The organism is Xanthomonas sacchari (assembly GCF_024266585.1).
In the GTDB taxonomy this organism is placed as follows: Bacteria; Pseudomonadota; Gammaproteobacteria; order Xanthomonadales; family Xanthomonadaceae; genus Xanthomonas_A; species Xanthomonas_A sacchari_C.
Genome location: NZ_CP100647.1, coordinates 1,409,759 through 1,426,787, shown reverse-complemented (window position 1 = coordinate 1,426,787; position 17,029 = coordinate 1,409,759). Strand labels below are relative to the sequence as shown.

The 17,029-nt window shown below is 70.6% G+C and carries 21 protein-coding genes; 15 read left to right on the top strand and 6 right to left on the bottom strand.

Translation table 11 applies throughout. The annotated features are described in order from the left end of the window. Window positions 1-32 precede the first annotated feature (32 nt). The gene (locus NKJ47_RS05820) at window positions 33-416 is read left to right on the top strand and encodes a YbaN family protein (protein WP_429002523.1); all 384 of its coding nucleotides are present in this window, start codon (window positions 33-35) and stop codon (window positions 414-416) included. A 139-nt stretch (window positions 417-555) separates the two neighbouring features. Here NKJ47_RS05820 and NKJ47_RS05815 read toward each other — a convergent pair whose 3' ends face one another. After that, window positions 556-1,272 (bottom strand): SDR family oxidoreductase, encoded by a 717-nt coding sequence (locus NKJ47_RS05815; RefSeq protein ID WP_254460563.1) that lies wholly within the window; start codon window positions 1,270-1,272, stop codon window positions 556-558. Between the two features lie 105 nt (window positions 1,273-1,377). Between NKJ47_RS05815 and NKJ47_RS05810 the strand changes: the two genes are divergently transcribed. Beyond that, window positions 1,378-2,250: a helix-turn-helix transcriptional regulator gene (locus tag NKJ47_RS05810; protein WP_254460562.1), complete on the top strand. Its 873-nt coding sequence runs from the start codon at window positions 1,378-1,380 to the stop codon at window positions 2,248-2,250. Between the two features lie 13 nt (window positions 2,251-2,263). Here NKJ47_RS05810 and NKJ47_RS05805 read toward each other — a convergent pair whose 3' ends face one another. Beyond that, the gene (locus tag NKJ47_RS05805) at window positions 2,264-2,734 is read right to left on the bottom strand and encodes an arylamine N-acetyltransferase family protein (protein WP_254460561.1); all 471 of its coding nucleotides are present in this window, start codon (window positions 2,732-2,734) and stop codon (window positions 2,264-2,266) included. A 10-nt stretch (window positions 2,735-2,744) separates the two neighbouring features. Between NKJ47_RS05805 and NKJ47_RS05800 the strand changes: the two genes are divergently transcribed. Further along, window positions 2,745-2,918 (top strand): hypothetical protein, encoded by a 174-nt coding sequence (locus NKJ47_RS05800; protein WP_254460560.1) that lies wholly within the window; start codon window positions 2,745-2,747, stop codon window positions 2,916-2,918. Window positions 2,919-2,972: 54 nt separating this feature from the next. On the opposite strand, the gene NKJ47_RS05795 is transcribed toward NKJ47_RS05800, so the two are convergent. Further along, a complete protein-coding gene (locus tag NKJ47_RS05795) occupies window positions 2,973-3,353 on the bottom strand; it encodes a winged helix-turn-helix transcriptional regulator (RefSeq protein ID WP_254460559.1) in 381 nt (126 codons plus the stop codon). Between the two features lie 160 nt (window positions 3,354-3,513). Here NKJ47_RS05795 and NKJ47_RS05790 point away from each other — a divergent pair, with 160 nt between their 5' ends. Continuing rightward, complete coding sequence (locus NKJ47_RS05790; protein WP_254460558.1) at window positions 3,514-4,128, top strand: NAD(P)-dependent oxidoreductase; 615 nt, start codon at window positions 3,514-3,516, stop codon at window positions 4,126-4,128. Between the two features lie 43 nt (window positions 4,129-4,171). Here the strand turns inward: NKJ47_RS05790 and NKJ47_RS20710 are convergent, their stop codons facing one another. Beyond that, window positions 4,172-4,303: a hypothetical protein gene (locus NKJ47_RS20710; RefSeq protein WP_302329809.1), complete on the bottom strand. Its 132-nt coding sequence runs from the start codon at window positions 4,301-4,303 to the stop codon at window positions 4,172-4,174. Between NKJ47_RS20710 and NKJ47_RS05785 the strand changes: the two genes are divergently transcribed. Together NKJ47_RS05785 and NKJ47_RS05780 are read left to right on the top strand one after the other, a co-directional pair. Beyond that, window positions 4,290-4,631 carry a hypothetical protein gene (locus NKJ47_RS05785; RefSeq protein WP_254460557.1) on the top strand — a complete coding sequence of 114 codons (342 nt, stop codon included), beginning with the start codon at window positions 4,290-4,292 and terminating at the stop codon, window positions 4,629-4,631. The two genes, NKJ47_RS20710 and NKJ47_RS05785, sit on opposite strands and share 14 nt — an antisense overlap. After that, the gene (locus NKJ47_RS05780) at window positions 4,631-5,779 is read left to right on the top strand and encodes a pyridoxal phosphate-dependent aminotransferase (protein WP_254460556.1); all 1,149 of its coding nucleotides are present in this window, start codon (window positions 4,631-4,633) and stop codon (window positions 5,777-5,779) included. The genes NKJ47_RS05785 and NKJ47_RS05780 overlap by 1 nt, the downstream gene beginning before the upstream one ends. Before the next feature lie 196 nt (window positions 5,780-5,975). Here the strand turns inward: NKJ47_RS05780 and NKJ47_RS05775 are convergent, their stop codons facing one another. After that, window positions 5,976-6,395: a helix-turn-helix domain-containing protein gene (locus tag NKJ47_RS05775; RefSeq protein ID WP_254460555.1), complete on the bottom strand. Its 420-nt coding sequence runs from the start codon at window positions 6,393-6,395 to the stop codon at window positions 5,976-5,978. 79 nt (window positions 6,396-6,474) lie between these two features. Here NKJ47_RS05775 and NKJ47_RS05770 point away from each other — a divergent pair, with 79 nt between their 5' ends. Further along, the gene (locus NKJ47_RS05770) at window positions 6,475-6,966 is read left to right on the top strand and encodes a DUF2938 family protein (RefSeq protein ID WP_254460554.1); all 492 of its coding nucleotides are present in this window, start codon (window positions 6,475-6,477) and stop codon (window positions 6,964-6,966) included. Between the two features lies 1 nt (window position 6,967). Continuing rightward, window positions 6,968-7,756 (top strand): class I SAM-dependent methyltransferase, encoded by a 789-nt coding sequence (locus tag NKJ47_RS05765; protein WP_254460553.1) that lies wholly within the window; start codon window positions 6,968-6,970, stop codon window positions 7,754-7,756. 445 nt (window positions 7,757-8,201) lie between these two features. Here NKJ47_RS05765 and NKJ47_RS05760 read toward each other — a convergent pair whose 3' ends face one another. After that, complete coding sequence (locus tag NKJ47_RS05760) at window positions 8,202-9,062, bottom strand: YicC/YloC family endoribonuclease (RefSeq protein WP_254460552.1); 861 nt, start codon at window positions 9,060-9,062, stop codon at window positions 8,202-8,204. Window positions 9,063-9,169: 107 nt separating this feature from the next. Between NKJ47_RS05760 and rph the strand changes: the two genes are divergently transcribed. The 7 genes from rph to pepQ all read left to right on the top strand — a co-directional run bounded on the left by rph (window position 9,170) and on the right by pepQ (window position 16,752). Continuing rightward, window positions 9,170-9,895: a ribonuclease PH gene (gene rph, locus NKJ47_RS05755; protein WP_254460551.1), complete on the top strand. Its 726-nt coding sequence runs from the start codon at window positions 9,170-9,172 to the stop codon at window positions 9,893-9,895. After that, the gene (locus tag NKJ47_RS05750) at window positions 9,892-10,281 is read left to right on the top strand and encodes a VOC family protein (protein WP_254460550.1); all 390 of its coding nucleotides are present in this window, start codon (window positions 9,892-9,894) and stop codon (window positions 10,279-10,281) included. Before rph ends, NKJ47_RS05750 begins: the two co-directional genes overlap by 4 nt. After that, the gene (gene rdgB / locus NKJ47_RS05745; protein WP_254460549.1) at window positions 10,278-10,889 is read left to right on the top strand and encodes an RdgB/HAM1 family non-canonical purine NTP pyrophosphatase; all 612 of its coding nucleotides are present in this window, start codon (window positions 10,278-10,280) and stop codon (window positions 10,887-10,889) included. The genes NKJ47_RS05750 and rdgB overlap by 4 nt, the downstream gene beginning before the upstream one ends. Before the next feature lie 131 nt (window positions 10,890-11,020). Beyond that, window positions 11,021-12,250 (top strand): radical SAM family heme chaperone HemW, encoded by a 1,230-nt coding sequence (gene hemW / locus NKJ47_RS05740; RefSeq protein ID WP_254460548.1) that lies wholly within the window; start codon window positions 11,021-11,023, stop codon window positions 12,248-12,250. A gap of 87 nt (window positions 12,251-12,337) precedes the next feature. After that, complete coding sequence (locus tag NKJ47_RS05735) at window positions 12,338-14,722, top strand: DUF1631 domain-containing protein (protein WP_254460547.1); 2,385 nt, start codon at window positions 12,338-12,340, stop codon at window positions 14,720-14,722. Then, entirely contained in the window at window positions 14,719-15,060 is a 342-nt protein-coding gene (locus NKJ47_RS05730) for a PilZ domain-containing protein (RefSeq protein WP_254460546.1), read from the top strand. The genes NKJ47_RS05735 and NKJ47_RS05730 overlap by 4 nt, the downstream gene beginning before the upstream one ends. A gap of 369 nt (window positions 15,061-15,429) precedes the next feature. Beyond that, a complete protein-coding gene (gene pepQ, locus NKJ47_RS05725; RefSeq protein WP_254460545.1) occupies window positions 15,430-16,752 on the top strand; it encodes a Xaa-Pro dipeptidase in 1,323 nt (440 codons plus the stop codon). Window positions 16,753-17,029: the final 277 nt, after the last annotated feature.

Sequence of the window (17,029 nt, the reverse complement as noted above, 5' to 3'; positions counted from 1 at the left end):
CCGACATCCCTGCCGGAGCGGCCGCGGTGCGGGTGAGCCGCGCGCTGTGGTGCGGCCTGGGCCTGCTGATGCTGGCGCTGGGCCTGATCGGCGCGCTGCTGCCGGTGATGCCGACCACCATCTTCCTGATCCTGGCGGCGTACTGCTTCTCGCGCTCCTCGCCGCGGCTGGAGGCCTGGCTGCTGACGCATCCGCGCTACGGCGCGCCGCTGCGGCTGTGGCGCGAGCAGGGCGCGATCAGCCGCCGCGGCAAGGCCTTCGCCGCCAGCGGCATGGCGATCGGCTACCTGCTGTTCTGCTGTGGCGCGCACCCCGGCGCCCCCTTGGCGTTGGGCGTGGGCCTGGCCATCGCCGCCAGCGCCGCGTTCGTGCTGAGCCGGCCGGCACCACGCGATCCGCCGGCACCGCCGCACTGACGCCACATGCGGTGACGCCGGCATCCGCGCACGTTCGCCGGCCCCGCCGTTGCCGGTCACCGCGCTGCGCCGGCTTGCTCCAGCGGGGATGACGCCTGATCGGCGATCAGCGACACGTCACCCGTCCCGGAGAAGGCCGTTAACTGCCCAGGCGCAACCCGCCATCGCAGATCAGCATCTGCCCGCTGACGAAGCCATTGCTGACCAGCAGGGCGATGGCCTGCGCCACGTCGTCCGGTTGGCCGACGCGGCCGACCGGGGTCTTGGCGGCGTAGTCGGCAAACACCGCCGCCTTCTGCGCATCGTCCAGGAAGCCCCACCAGGGCGTATCGATCACGCCAGGCGAAACCCCGTTGACCCGCAGTGGACGCAACTCGGCCGCAAGGATGGGCACGAGCGCGGCGACCGCTGCATTCGCGGCGCCGATCCCTGCAGTACCGGGCATGGCGGCGTGGGCCGTCACCGCCGAGACAAACGTCAGGCTGCCGTCCTTGCGCAACGACGGCAGCGCCGCCTGTGCCACAGCGAAGTGCGGGAAGAACTTCTCCTCGAATCCCTGGCGTACGTCGTCGAGCGCCACCGTGGCAAAAGGCCCCGCGCCCTTGCCGCTGCCCAGCGCCAGCACGAGGTGGTCCAGCGCGCCGAGCCGTGCGAAGGCCTGCGGCAGGTGGTCGGTCTCCGCCGCATCCATGACGGCGGTAGCGAGGTCGCCGGACACTGCCTGCCTGGCGGCCTCCAGACGCTTCGCATCGCGTCCGGCGATGGTGACGCGGTGGCCGAGGGCGAGCAGTTCCCGGGCGCTGGCCAGGCCGATGCCCGAGGAGCCTCCGACGATCAGGGTGTGGGGTTGCGGCATGGTGTCGGTCCTTCATGGTTGGGGAGTCGCCGCATTGTTGGGAGGCGCTTCATGCGCAACCAGTTTCGGCGGCATCCTGGTACCCGGTACTGCTAGGCTTCCCGCATGCCCCCATCCTCCTTGCCCGAGTCTGCAATCCGGCGGCGCGAGCTTGGCGCCTTCTTGCGCTCGCGCCGCGAACGGCTGAGCCCGGCTCAGGCCGGCCTGCCCGCCAGCATCCGCCGCCGCACGCCCGGCCTGCGACGTGAGGAAGTCGCACAGCTCGCCGGCATCGGCACCACCTGGTACACGTGGCTCGAACAGGGACGCGACGTCTCGCCCTCGATTGAGGCACTGTCCGCATTGGCGGACGCGCTGAAGCTCGACGCCGCTGAGCGGCAACACCTGTTCCTGCTGAGCGACCGCCCCGTGCCGGCGCCGACAGCGGCGGGAGCGGAGCAGGTGGACGCTCCGCTGCGGCGCATGCTGGACAGCATGGAAACCCAGCCTGCCTACGTGCTGGGGCGCCGCTGGGACGTCCTGGCCTGGAACCGGGCCGCGCAGGCGCTGTTCGGTGACTACGACCGGCTGCAGGGCGACCAGCGCAACATCATGCACCTGGTCTTCGCCGACCCGGCCCACCGGCGCCTGCTGCTCGATTGGGAGCAGCTCGCCCCGAGCGCATTGGCGATGTTCCGCGCCGACAGTGCCCGCCACATCGGCGACCCCGGTTTCGCCCGTCTGATCGACACGCTGGCGCAGGCCAGTCCCGAGTTCCGCCAGTGGTGGCCCAAGCACGACGTGCTGCGGCCATTCGATGGCCATAAGCGCATCCAGCATCCGGAGGCGGGTCGCATGACCTTCGAGTACACCACCCTGGAGGTCGCCGACCGGCCAGGCATGAAGCTGGTGGTGTACACGCCGCTGGATGAGGATGGCACAGCGCAGAAGTTGCGGGAGTTGCGCAGCGCGACGGCGTGCGCTGCCGACCCCTTGTGATGGGAGCACGTCTCTACGCAGAGATGGCCGGGAGCCCGAAGCACCCTTCCAGCACCTGGACCACTGCCGGTCCGGCCAGTTGCCGCGTCTCGACACGCCCCCGCGTCACCGTCTTGAGCGTGTCGCCCAGCAGGATCAGCCGCCCATCGGGCCGATGCAGCACGACCAGCAGCGTCTGCACGAAGATGGCGTCGGGGTGGGTGGCATTGAGGTAGTTGGCGGGGACGAAATCGACCCACTCCTGCGGCGACAGATCCAAGCCGTATCGCTTCGCCCAGTCACCTCCCACCTTGGCCCGCAGCAGGGACTCGCCGCGCGCATCGCGGCTCAGGCGGAAGGTGTCGAAGTCCTGCACGACGTCGGTGTCGAGGCCATCCAGGTCCATCGGCGCGCGGATCCCGTCGCTGCCAAAGCCCAGGTCGCACAGCCAGCGCCGGCCCCCCACCTCGGCGATGTTCGGCGCCCGCGCCGGCGCGTTCGCCATCGAGGGCGATGTGCACAAGATGGTGCGCGCCATCCTCGAAGTCGCCGACGCAGCGGCGATGCCGCGTCGCCTGGTGCTTGGCAGTGCAGCCTATGCCCATGTGCATGCCGGCCTCAGCGCAGGCCTGGCCGAGCTGGAAACCCGGCAGGCACTGGCCTGCGCGATGGACATCGACAGGCCCTGATGCAGAAGACGTGATCGCGCCCGTTCCGGATGGACGGGCGCGCCGAACGGCGGCTCAGGTCGCCGCGTCGACCTGCTCGCGATACAGGCGGCGCGCGTCGCGGATCGCGTCGTGGTGGGTCTGCGCCCAGGCCACCAGCGCCTCGATATGCGGCACGAAGCTGCGGCCCAGCGGCGTCAGCGCGTACTCCACCGCCGGCGGCTTGCTGGGAAACACCGTGCGCGTGACCAGCCCGTCTTCCTCGAGCCCGCGCAGGGTCTTGGCCAGCATCCGCTTGGACACATCGTCGATGGCCCGCTGCAACGCGGCGAAGCGCAGCGGCGCCGGCTTGAGTGCCTGCAGCACCAGCGTGCTCCAGCGATCGCCCAGTCGATCGAGCACATCGCGCACGGGGCAGTGGGCGGCGTAGGGGGCGGTGGAGCGGTGCAGGGTCATTGGATCGGCATTGGGGATTGGGGATTGCGGATGCGCGGGACCTGGGTGACGGGGTTACCTGGCGGTTACCTGGACACGTCGGGTTCCCTTCTTGGCAGACAGGGGCGTGACGCGCATGATGGCATGGTTCCTTTTCGTAACCATCAAGGGAGAAGCACCAATGGCATCCATCGCCCTGCTTGGCGGCACCGGCAACGTCGGCCGTCGTCTTGTGGCCGAGGCCCTGCGCCGCGGCCACTCCGTTACCGTCATCGCGCGCAAGCCGGTCGACGATCTGCCCGAGGGCGTGGCCTTCGTCCAGGGCGACATCACCGCCGACCCGGCCGCGCTGGGCGCCAAGCTGACCGGCCACGATGTCTTCATCAGCGCCGCCAGGTTCGCCGAGGTCACGCCCGAGCACGTGCTGACCGCGGTGCGCGCGGCGAAGATCCCGCGCCTGGCCGTGGTCGGCGGCGCCGGTTCGCTGGAAGTCGCCCCAGGCATGCGCCTGGTCGATACGCCGGAGTTCCCGGCCGCGTACAAGTCCGAGGCGCTGCCCGGCGCGGCCTTCCTGGATCAGTTGCACGGGGTGAAGGACATCACCTGGACTTTCCTGTCGCCGGCGGCGTTCTTCGGTCCCGGCGAGCGCACCGGCCAGTTCCGCCTGGGCGGCGATGCCTTCCTCACCGACGCCAAGGGCGAGAGCCGCATCTCCTACGAGGACTACGCGGTGGCCCTGCTCGACGAAATCGAATCGCCCAAGCACAACGGCCAGCGCTTCAGCGTCGTGTACTGAGCAAACCAGCGCCTTTCGCGGGGCGCAGCAGGCGCACGCGGCCCTAACCGGCCGCGTCGGCCTCGCCCGCGACGGGCTGCGCGATCGCCATCGCAAAGCCCCGGATGCGCTCGAACGGCGCCAGCGGCTGCAGCATCGCCATCGCGCAGGCGCTGAACAGCTTGAGCAGCAGCACGTCGGTAGGCACCAGGTCGGCCCGGCGACGGCCGGCGTCGATCGCGCACTGCACCCGCGGCGGGAAGATCGTCACCAGCAGCTACGATCTGATCCAGTGGCTGGACGCCAAGTGGATCACCGACGCGGACGTCTCGCTGCGCATTTCCAAGCGCCTGGTGCTGACGCTGGGGGCGGACAATGTGTTCAACACCTATCCCACGCGCAATATCGCTACCACCCCCGCCGTCTCTGGCGCCGGCACCTATGGCGTGTTCCCCTACAGCGAGCTCTCGCCGTTCGGTTGGAGCGGGGCCTACTACTACGGAAGACTGCAGGTGACGTTCTGATGTCCTCCCACGATGCCGTCGATCCGTCCCGGCGCGCCTGGCTGGCGCGCAACGCCGCGCTGGCCGTCGCCGCGCCGCTGGCGTCTCTGGTTCCCGGTGTGGCGGCCGGGGCACGCCGCGACGCGCCCGGCGCTGCCGACGGGCTGGTGCGCCTGGATCTCAACGAAAGCAGCTACGGCCCTTCGCCGCGCGTGCCGGTGGCGATCCAGCGCGCCCTGCCGCTGGCGCCGCGCTATGTCACCGCCGAGCAGGGGCAGGCGCTGGTCAAGCAGATCGCCGCTCTCGAGGGCGTAGCGCCCGAGCAGGTCATCGTGGGCGAAGTGCTCGAGCCGCTGGGCCAGCATCTGGCCGTGGCCGGCAACGGCGGCACGTTCGTGTACTCGGTGCCCGGGTACGGCGCCCTGGTCGATGCGGCCGCGCCGTTCGGGGGACGCGCCATCGAGGTGCCGCTGGATGCGTCGCTGCGCAACGACCTGCCGCGGCTGCTGGCTGCGATCCAGGCCGATACCCGGGCCCTGTTCGTGGTCAATCCGCACAACCCCTCCGGTACGGCGAGTCCGGCGCAGGAGTTCGATGCCTTCGTGCTGGCCGCCTCGGCCAAGGCGCTGGTGATCGTCGACGAGGCGTATCTGGACTACCTGCCGGACGCGGCCGACCGCACCGCGGTGCGGCACCTGCGCGCCGGGCGCAACGTCGCGGTGTTCCGCACGCTGGGCAAGATCCACGCGCTGGCGGGCCTGCAGATCGGCTACGCGCTGGTGCCCCCGGATCTGGCCGCCGCCCTGCGCAAGCGCGGCGTGGGCAGCCCGCACGGGCTGAACCAGCTCTCGATCGCGGCGGCCGCCGCCTCCCTGGCCGATCCCGGTCACGTCGCGTGGGTACGCGAACAGGTCGCCGTCGAGCGCACGCGCTGGCTCGATCAACTGCGCCGGCTGGGCTTGCGCTATGCCGAGCCCGCGGGGAACTTCGTTTTCTTCGACGTCGGACGACCGCAGGCCGAGGTCGTCGCCGCGCTGAAGGCGCGCAAAATCCTGGTCGCGCGCGCCTTCCCGCCTTACGACACCTGGGTCCGGATCAGCATCGGGACGCCCGCGGAGAATCGCCTCGCGCAGGCGGCGCTGGAGCGGGTCGTGCACGCTGCAGGATGACGATGGCCAGGACGGCTATCCGCGGCACGCAGGAAGGCGTCGGCGCTTTGATCGAAGTCGCCTTACCCACGCGCTGCAGCTCAACGAGGGCGCCAGGTTCCGCGCTGACGCCTCGCTATGAAGGTGGCCTGTGCAGGCACAAAGATCACTGTGGCAGCGCCCAATTCGGCCTCAGGATCGCCGGCTGTCTTGTGCATCATGGCGTCCTCGGCATCGTGGCGGCCTGTTTCAATCGTCCCGATGCGGCCACTTTCAACAGCCGCCGAAAGCTTGGACATTCGGCATGGCTCGGCGCCGGACACGCGGCGGCGTGCCGCAGGCCCTGACTCATCGCGCGCAAACGCTTGATGGTCGCGTCGATGTCGTCGGCTTTGGCCAGCAGCAAGGTTCGGTCCACATGCACAGCGCCCTCCGGCGAAAGCATGGCGCCGATCTCGTCCAGCGACAGACCTCCCGCCTGCCCGAGTGCGATCAACGCCAGTTGCTCAAACACGCGGGGTGGGAAATCCCGCCGACCACCAGCCGATCGCGTGGCCTGAATCAGCCCCTTCTTCTCGTAGAAGCGCAAGGTCGATGCCGCCAGGTGGGTGCGCTTGGCGACTTCCGCAATGTCCATGATCACCTCTTGACTTGAAGTTGACTTCAACTTCTACCATGCCCCAAGGGTTCGATGGAGCCCGTCGCGGAGGATGGAGATGGAATGGACGGTCATGGCATGGGCCGCGCTCGTGGGCCTCGGTGCCACCCTGGTGATGGACGCGTGGTCGCTGCTGCTCCGGCGCCTGGGCGTGCCCACGCTCGACTACGCAATGCTCGGACGCTGGGTGGGGCATCTGTGGAGAGGCCGCTTCGCCCACCCTGGCATTGCGCAAGCCGCGGCCATACCGGGCGAGCGGCGGCTGGGGTGGCTGGCCCACTATGCGACAGGCATCGCGTTCGCCCTCCTGATCGTTGCTGTGCTGGGGGCGAAGTGGCTGCATGCACCAACCGCCGCGCCAGCGCTCGCGGCCGGCATCGCGACCGTTGTGGCACCGCTGTTCATCATGCAACCCGCCATGGGGGCGGGATTTGCGGCGTCGAAGACGGCCACGCCCCTCGGCAACTGCCTGCGCAGCCTTGTGACGCATGCGGTGTTCGGCGCGGGCATCTATCTGGCGGCCACGTTGGTCGCGACGCTTGGAGGTTGACATGACGGTCGAACAGATTCGCTTCAACGATGGCGCCACGTATGAACGCTACATGGGAGCCTGGAGCCAACTGGCGGGCAGCAAATTCCTGGACTGGCTGGCTCCAGCGCCGTGGCAGCACTGGCTGGATGTCGGCTGCGGCAACGGGGCCTTTACCGAAATGGTCGTCGGACATCGCGCCCCTGCTTCGGTCCACGGCGTGGATCCGTCCGAGGAGCAACTCGCCTTCGCACGCGCAAGGCCCGCGCTGCACGATGCGAAATTCCGCCACGGGGATGCCATGCGGCTGCCTTACCCCGACGGCATGTTCGATATCGCCATCATGCCCCTGGTCATCTTCTTCGTTCCAGAGCCCGCCATAGGGGTGGCCGAGATGGCCCGCGTCGTGCGGGCGGGCGGAACCGTCGCCGCCTATGCCTGGGACATGCCGGGCGGTGGCTTTCCCTACGAACTGCTGCTCGCGCAGATGCGAGAGATGGGCTTGGCGGTGCCGGCGCCGCCGAGCCCCGACGCATCGCGGGCGGCGGTGATGCACGACTTGTGGACCCGCGCGGGACTGGATGCAACGGCGACATGCGTGATCGACGTGCAGCGCACCTTCGCCGATTTCGATGACTTCTGGACCACGGCCTGCGCTGCACCGAGTGTCGGAGCAACGCTGAGAGCGCTGGACGCCAGCCGTATTGCCCAGTTGAAGACGCGAGTCCGTGATCGCTTGCCGGAGCAGGCGGATGCACGAATCACCTATGGCGCCCGAGCCAATGCGGTGAAAGGCCGCGTTCCGACGTAGCAGGCCCTTCGGAGCAACACTGCCGCGTGATGCTTTGTGCCCCTCACTGCGGCCGAACCAGCTGCGCCGGATCGGCCCGGCCAGCACCCCGCCGCGATGGATGCAGCGCTGGCGAACACGCTGGCGCTTGGCGCGGCAGGTTTGAACGCAGCTTTGATGGATCGCTGCGACCAAGGACTGATCCATACCTGCTCGTTACACCAATCTTTTCGGGCGAGCACCACGTCCAGACGGACCTGACGCCTACTGCCAATCCGATCATCTCTGCAGTCCCCGAGCCCATCCCTGACCGCGGCCAAGGGGAAAACGCCTAGGGCCAGCGCCTCTCGACTTTGCCCCCGTCTGCCTGCAGACCTTGCAACGGCCACGCCGGATCAGACAAAAACCGAACTGACCACCTGATTTTTAAAGCAGGCTTGGGGATGGCATGGCACCACCCTAGCCCCTACTCCAGGTTCTGCACCTGCTCGCGAATCTGGTCGATCAGCACCTTCAATTCCACCGCGGCGTTGGAGGTGCGGCTGTCCACCGACTTCGAGCCCAGGGTGTTGGCCTCGCGGTTGAACTCCTGCAGCAGGAAGTCCAGGCGCCGGCCCGCCGGTTCCGGCTGGCGCAGTACCCGGCGCAGTTCCTTGACGTGGCTGCCGAGCCGGTCCAGTTCCTCGTCCACATCAAGCTTCTGCAACCACAGCACCAGTTCCTGCTCGGCGCGGCCGGGATCGACCGGATGCGGCAGGTCGGCCAGGCGCGCCGCCAGCTTGGCGCGCTGGCCCTCGCGGATGGCCGGGATCAGCGTGCGCACCTCGCCGGCGATGCGCTCCACCGCATCGACCCGCTCGACGATGGCCGCGGCCAGCTTGCCACCCTCGCGCTCGCGCGCGGCGACGAACTCGGCCAGCACCTCGTCCAGCAGTTCCAGCGCCTGCGCCTGCAGCGCCGCCGGGTCGACGCTCTGCCCCTGCAGCACGCCAGGCAACTGCAGCAGGTCGACGAACTGCACCTGCATCTGCGCAAAACGCGCGCCCAGCCGCTGCGCGAGCACGCCCAGTTGTTCGACCAGGGCCTCGTTCACCGCCAGGGTCTGCGCGGCATCCGGCGCGCGCAGGCGCAGCATCAGGTCGAGCTTGCCGCGGCTGATCCGCGCGGCCACGCGTTCGCGCAGTTGCGGCTCCAGCGCGCGCAGTTCCTCCGGCAGGCGCACGCCCACTTCCAGGAAACGGTGGTTCACCGAGCGCAACTCGCACCCCAGCGTGCCCCAGGGAGTGATGCGCTCGGCGCCGGCATAGGCGGTCATGCTGCGGATCATGCGGTGTTCCGGTGCGGACAGGGGGCGAATGTTAACCTAGCGCCCTTTCCTGCCTCACCGACGCGGTCACATGCCGCGCACGGCCCCGCCCTTCCCGGAACCCCTGCATGTCCTTCTCCCGTCCCAGCGGCCGCACGGCCGATCAGTTGCGCCCGGTCCGCATCGAGCGCGCCTTCACCCGTCATGCCGAAGGCTCGGTCCTGGTCAGCTTCGGCGACACCCGCGTGCTGTGCAACGCCAGCGTCGAGAACCGCGTGCCGGGCTTCCTGCGCGGCAAGGGCGAAGGCTGGGTGACCGCCGAGTACGGCATGCTGCCGCGCGCCACCCATTCGCGCTCCGATCGCGAAGCCGCGCGCGGCAAGCAGGGCGGACGCACGCTGGAGATCCAGCGCCTGATCGGCCGCGCGCTGCGCGCCTGCGTGGACCGCACCGCGCTGGGCGAGCGCACCATCACCCTGGACTGCGACGTGCTGCAGGCCGACGGCGGCACCCGCACCGCCGCCATCACCGGCGCCTACGTGGCGCTGGTGGATGCGGTGAACTGGCTGCAGAAGCGCGGCGACCTGAAGAAGCCGGTGGTGCTGGGCGCGGTCGCCGCGGTCTCGGTCGGCGTCTACCGCGGCGTGCCGGTGCTGGACCTGGACTACGCCGAGGACAGCGACTGCGACACCGACATGAACGTGGTGATGAACGACGGCGGCGGCTTCATCGAGCTGCAGGGCACCGCCGAAGGCCACGCCTTCCGCCGCGACGAGCTGGACGCGCTGCTCGGCCTGGCCGAGCGCGGCATCGGCGACCTGCTGGCGGCGCAGCGCGCGGCCCTGGCGCAATGACCCGGCGCCTGGCCCTGGTCACCCTGGTGGTGGCCGACTACGACGAGGCCATCGCCTGGTACACCGGCAAGCTGGGATTCCAGGTGCTGGAGGACGTGGACCAGGGCCACAAGCGCTGGGTCGTGGTCGGGCCTGGCGATGCGCGCGGCGCGGCGCTGCTGCTGGCGCGCGCCAGCGACGACGCCCAACGCCGCCGCATCGGCGACCAGACCGGCGGCCGGGTCGGCTTCTTCCTGCACACCGACGACTTCCAGCGCGACCACGCGGCGATGCTGGCCGCCGGCGTGGAATTCCTGGAAGCGCCCCGCCACGAACCCTACGCCACGGTCGCGGTGTTCCGCGACCTCTACGGCAACACCTGGGACCTGCTGGAGCCCATCGCATGAAATTGGTCCTGGCCAGCAGCAACGCCGGCAAGCTCGAAGAACTGCATGCCCTGCTCGACGACGTCGGGGTCGAGCTCATCGCGCAATCCACGCTCGGCGTCGGCGATGCCGACGAAACCGGCCTGACCTTCGTCGAGAACGCGCTGCTCAAGGCGCGCCACGCCGCCCACGTCACCGGCCTGCCGGCGCTGGCCGACGATTCCGGCATCTGCGTGGACGCGCTGCACGGCGCGCCGGGCCTGTATTCGGCGCGCTACGCCGGCGAACACGGCAATGCGCAGGCCAATATCGACAAGCTGCTGGACGCGCTGCGCGATGTCCCCGACGCGCAGCGCGGCGCGCACTTCTACTGCGTGCTGGTGCTGCTGCGGCATGCCGAGGATCCGCAACCGCTGCTGGTGGAAGGGCAATGGCGTGGCCGCATCGCGCACGCCCGTGCCGGCAGCGGCGGGCACGGCTACGATCCGGTGTTCGTGGACCCGGAACACGGCCAGACCGCGGCCGAGATGCCGCTGGCGCTGAAGAACCGCATCAGCCATCGCGCCATTGCGCTGCAGCAGCTCAAGCGGCACCTGGCCGACCTGCTGGCGGCGCAGCCCGCCGGGTGAGCGCGCCGCGCGCTGGTGCCAGGCGATAACGCCGCCGCGGCGCGCGCAGACCGCGTTGCGCCGCTCCGCCCACTCCCGACCCAGCCAGCCCCTCGCCTCCCCGATTCCCCGCCGCCCGCCTTCCGCCCGCCATGCCGCACCCCCACGACCATTGCCAGCATCCGCCCGGCGCGGCCTGCCCGGATCCGTCCGGGCACGCCGACGGCCCGTCGCTGGTGCCGCCACCGCTGTCGCTCTACGTGCACCTGCCGTGGTGCGTGCGCAAATGCCCGTACTGCGACTTCAACTCGCACGCGGCCAAGGGGGCGCTGCCGTTCGACGCCTACGTGGATGCGCTGATCCGCGACCTGGACCAGGACCTGCCGCTGGTCTGGGGCCGGGTGGTCAACAGCGTGTTCTTCGGCGGCGGCACGCCCAGCCTGTTCCCGCCCGAGGCGATCGACCGTTTCCTGCAGGCGGCCAGCGCCCGGCTGCGCTTCGCGCCGGGCCTGGAGATCACCCTGGAGACCAATCCCGGCACCGCCGAGCATGGCCGCTTCGACCGCTATCTGGCGGCGGGGGTGAATCGCCTCAGCTTCGGCATCCAGAGCTTCGACGATGCGGCCCTGCAACGGCTCGGCCGCATCCACGACGGCGCCGAGGCCGAGCGTGCGGTGAAGCTGGCGCAGGACGCCGGCTACGCCAATCTCAACCTGGACCTGATGTACGCGCTGCCGCAGCAGACCCTGGCCGAGGCCGAGCGCGACATCGCGCAGGCGCTGGCGCTGCAGCCGACCCACCTCAGCCACTACCAGCTCACCCTGGAGCCGAACACCGTATTCGCCGCGCGGCCGCCGCAGGGCATTCCCGAGGACGACGACGCCTGGGACATGCAGGAGCGCTGCCAGGCGCTGCTGGCCGAGGCCGGCTACGCGCAGTACGAGGTCAGCGCCTATGCCCGCGCCGGCTACCGCTGCGCGCACAATCTCAACTACTGGACCTTCGGCGATTATCTCGGCATCGGTGCCGGCGCCCACGGCAAGATCAGCTCCGGTGCCGAACAGACCATCCTGCGGCGCTGGAAGCTCAAGCATCCGCAGGCGTTCCTGGACGCGGCGGGGACGCCGGCGGCGATCGGCGGCGACGAATGGATCGCGCCGGAGCGGCGCCCGTTCGAGTACATGCTCAACGCGCTGCGCCTCAACGACGGCTTCGCGCTGCGCGACTTCAGCGCCCGCACCGGCCTGCCGCTGCAGGCGATCGCCCCGGCCCTGGCCACCGCGCAGGCCCGTGACTGGCTGCGGGTGGACGCCGGCCACGCCGTACCGACCGAGTTGGGACGGCGCTTCACCAACGACGTCATCGCCCTGTTCCTACCGTAGGGCGCCCCACCGGCGACACCGCCCGCCTTGGTTGCGGCGGCGGATCGTGCTACATACCGCGCAGAAAAGTACAACGGCGATCACAGGATGCCCGTGTCTGCGACCCTCCCGGCCCCACCGGCGACGCTTGCCAGCGCCGCCCTGCCGGCGCGCGTGCGCGACATCCTGCAGTCCCTGAATACCCTGCTGTGGCAGGCGCTGGACACGTCGCTGCAGGCGACCCTGGACGAACTGGAGCAGGCCCTGTTCGAGCAGGCCGGGCACGCCCGCAACGGCCAGGTGCAGCAGGACCTGCACCAGGAAACGCAACGCCTGCGCGCACAGCGCGGGCAGCTGGCGCCGTTCTACCGGGCGCAGCTGGAAGCCGGGCTGGCCGGCATCCGCAGCCCCGCCGCAACGGCCGCCGCGCCGCCCCCGGCCAGGCCGGGGGCCGCCGCGCAGATGCTGACCCTGGTCGCCAACGTGGATATCGACCGCGACATCGTGCTGCACGAGATCGCCCGCCGCGAGGCGATCCGCTGCAATGTTCCGCTGCAGTTGCTCGGCCAGCGCTTCGGCGTGCTGGCGGCCCGGCCCGCCTTCGAGATCGAACAGTTGCCGCTGGGGCCGCACGCGCTGTGCCGACTGCTGCGCGATGCCGGCGAAGCGCTGGGCCTGGCGCTGGACACGCAATTGGCGCTGTACCGCGCCTTCGAACGCCAGGCGCTGGCGCGCTACGGCGACGTCGTTGAAAAAGCCAATGGCCTGCTGACTCACGCCGGGGTGCTCCCGGGCCTGATCTACCTGCCTTACGTGGCGCGCAGCACCCACGTGCAGCCGGGCGCGCGCCGCCCGGCGCGCATGGCCGCGGACACCGCTCCGGCGCCTGCCGGCAGCGCCCCCCAGGGGCACGGCGCCGCACCCGGCCAGGCCGCACCCGCCATAGGCATGCCGCCGGGGCCGGCCGCGATGGCACCGCGGCCGCCAGTGGGCACAGCGGCCGGTGCCGCGGAACCGACCGCCAGCAGCCCCGACCTGGCCACCCTGCGCCAACTGCTGACCGCTGCGCGCGCCAAGGCCGCGCCCGCCGCGGCGGCGGCCACGCCCGCGCCCGCCGGTGCCGCCACACTCCCGGCACGGCCGGCGAGCGCCAGCGGCGCGCCCCCGGTCCCGACCGCCAGCCTGCTGAAGGCACTGGGCGAACTGCAGGCGCAGCCGCCGGCCTACAGCACCCTGGGCGGGCTGCGCGGACGCCGTCACCTGCGCGACGTGCAGACCGCCCTGCTGCAGGCGCTGCGCGCCAGCCACGGTGCGCAGGCGACGCTGGCAGCGCAGCAGGCCGACACCTTCGACCTGCTCGGCCTGCTGTACGGCGAGATCGAACGCGAGGTACGCGCCAACGCGCCGGCCGCGGCGCTGCTGGAACGCCTGCAGGTGCCGCTGGTGCGCGCAGCGCTGCAGGATCCGGCGTTCTTCGCGCGCAGCCAGCACCCGGCGCGGGAACTGCTCAACGCCGTCGCCGAGTCGGGCGCGACCTGGCTGGGCGAAGAGGACAGCGATCCGCAGCTGCTGCTCAAGCTCAACCAGGCCGTGGACCGCGTGGTCGAGGAGTACGAAGGCGACGACGTGGTCTTCGCACGGGCCCACCAGGACATCCAGGCGCAGCAGCGCAGCCTGGCGCACAAGGCCGAGATCGCCGAGCGCCGGCACGTCGAGGCCGCGCGCGGCAAGGAACGGCTGGAACTGGCCAAGCAGACCGCGACCGCCACCCTGGAGGCGCTGTGCAATGCCCGGCAACCGCCCGCTGTCGTGCAGACCCTGCTGCAGCAGGCCTGGTCCGACGTGCTGGTGCTGACCCTGCTGCGCCAGGGCGAGGACTCGGAGGCCTGGCGCGAACGCGTCGGCCTGGCCGAGCGCATCGCCGAGGTCACCTGCCGCAGCGAGGGCGCCGCCGATGCGGCCCTGGCCGAGCGCGTGTGCCAGGCGCTGCTGCAGGTGGGCTACCACCAGCAGGAAGCCGAGGCCCTCGCCCGCCGCCTGTCCACGCCCGGCGGCGCCGACGCCACCATCTCGCAGACCGAACTCAGCGTGCGGCTGAAGACGCGTACCCGCCTCGGCGAGCAGGGCGAGGACGGCCCGCGGCCGTCGCTGCCGCCACGCACCGAGGCCGAACAGGCCGCGTATGCGCGGCTGCGCACGCTGCCGTTCGGCACCTGGTTCGACTTCGTCGTCAACCAGCAAGGCGAGCTGAAGCGGCAACGCCTGTCCTGGTACAGCCCGATCACCGAGCGCGCGCTGTTCGTCAACCAACGCGGGCAGAAGACCGCCGAACACACGCTCGACGGATTGGCGCGGTTGCTGGCACAGGGCCAGGCCCGCATCGTCAGCGAGGACCGCGCAGGCCTGGTCGACCGCGCCTGGCAGGCCGCGCTGCGCGCGCTGCGCACGCTGGCCGGCGTTCCCGCCGCCGACGACAGCATGGAAGGCGCATGAGCGCCGATGCCCGCCGTTCGCCGCGCCGCCAGGTCCCGGACATGGTGCCGGTGCTGGACCTGATGGAAGACGCCGTGGTCGGCCGCCTCGGCAACGTGTCCGAACACGGCATGCTGCTGCTGACCTCGGTGCCGCTGCACGAGGACGCGCTGTACCAGTTGCGCTTCGCGATGCCGCAGGCCGGCCGCGACGTGCAGATCGACGTCGGCGTGCACCTGTTGTGGAGCGACCCCTCGCACGCGCCGGGCCAGGCCTGGGCCGGCTTCCGCTTCCTGACCATTTCCCCTGCGCACCGCGACCTGCTGCGGCGATGGATCAACGCCGCCCAGGGCGGCTGACGTCAGCGCAACCGCGCAGGAGCGGCTTCAGCCGCGAGCGCTGTTCCTGGAACGTCTCAAGTATGCCGTGGGAGCGGCTTCAGCCGCGACGCGCGTGACGGGGAACACGCGTCGCGGCTGAAGCCGCTCCCACAGGCCAGGCAACCTCTTCCGGCTTGATGCAAGCGAAGGCAGCGGATTGGAGATGCCCTGCGGCCGCTCCCGCGGCAGCCATCCCCATCGGTTGCGCGCCACGATGGAAAGCGCATCCGGAGGGTTCGCCACGAACGCCGCGTCGCCGCCCGCCATGCGCCCGCCGCACACGCGCGTGCGCATCGTTTCCGGCACACTTGGCGCCCCTGTTTCCGCACCGCCGAACGAGCCGCCGCCATGCCCCAGCACGACCCAAGCGCCCTGTACGCCGACCACCTGCGCACCTTGACCCAGCGCGCCGACGAGGCGCTGGCGCGCGGCGGCTTCGACCACCTGGTGGTGCCCAGCGGCAGCCTGCACTACCAGGTGTTCGACGACCGCGACTATCCGTACGCGGTGAACCCGCAGTTCAAGGCCTGGCTGCCCCTGACCCGGGTCCCGAACAGTTGGCTGGTGTACACGCCGGGGCGGCGCCCGCAGGTGATCTTCCACCAGCCGCGCGACTACTGGCACGTGGTGCCGGACGCGCCCAGCGGCTGGTGGGTGGAGCACTGCGAGATCCACCTGATCCGCACCCCGGACGAGGCGCTGGCGCTGCTGCCGGACCCGGCGCGCAGCGCGATCCTGGGCGAACCGCAGAGCGCGCTGGGCGCCTACGTGCCGAACAACCCGGCGGACGTGCTGCAGTACCTGGAGTATCACCGCGCCTACAAGACGCCCTACGAGCTGGCGCTGATGCGCCAGGCGCAGCAGTCGGCGGTGCGCGGCCATCGCGCCGCCGAGGCCGCGTTCCGCGACGGCCGCAGCGAATTCGAGATCCACATGACCTACTGCGCGGCGGTCGGGCAGGACGCGAACGAGCTGCCGTACGGCAACATCGTCGCGCTGAACGAACACGGCGCCGTCCTGCACTACACCGAGCTGCAGCGACAGGCGCCGACGCCGCTGCGCAGCTTCCTGATCGACGCCGGCGCCTCCGCGCACGGCTACGCCAGCGACATCACCCGCACCTACGCCGCCGATCCCGGCAGCGAGTTCCAGGCGCTGATCGACGCAGTGGACGCCGCGCAGCAGCGCCTGGGCCGGAACGTGCGCCCCGGCGTGGACTACCGGCAACTGCACCTGGATGCGCACCTGGCGCTGATGGGCGTGCTGAAGGACGCCGGCGTGCTCACCGTGTCGCCGGAGACTGCCGTGGCCACCGGCGTCAGCGCCGCGTTCTTCCCGCACGGCCTGGGCCATCCGATCGGCCTGCAGGTGCACGACGTCGCCGGCTTCGCCGCCAGCGACCGCGGCGGCCGCATCGCGCGCCCCGACGGCCACCCCTACCTGCGCATGACCCGCACCCTGGAACCGGGCATGGTGGTGACGATCGAACCGGGCCTGTACTTCATCGACATGCTGCTGGACGACCTCAGGCAGGCCGGCCACGGCGGCAGCGTCGACTGGGCGCGGGTGGAGCAATTCAAGCCCTACGGCGGCATCCGCATCGAGGACGAAGTGGTGTGCACCGACGACGCGCCCGAGAACCTGACGCGGCCGGTGTTTGCGGCGGCCTGATGGCTGCCGCCGGGAATCGGGAATCGGGAATCGGGAATCGCAAAAGCAAAAGCGCCAGGCCTGCTAGCTGACCTTTCCGCGCGCGGGCACTGCTTTTCCCATTCCCCAGTCCCTATTCCCCATTCCCAGCCATCAGCGCCAGTGCATTCGCGGCCACCCGAGCCGCTGCCACTGCCGGGAATCGGGAATGGAGAATCGGGAATCGCAAAAGCAAAAGCGCCAGGCCTGCTAGCTGACCTTTCCGCGCGCGGGCACTAGCTTTTCCCATTCCCCATTC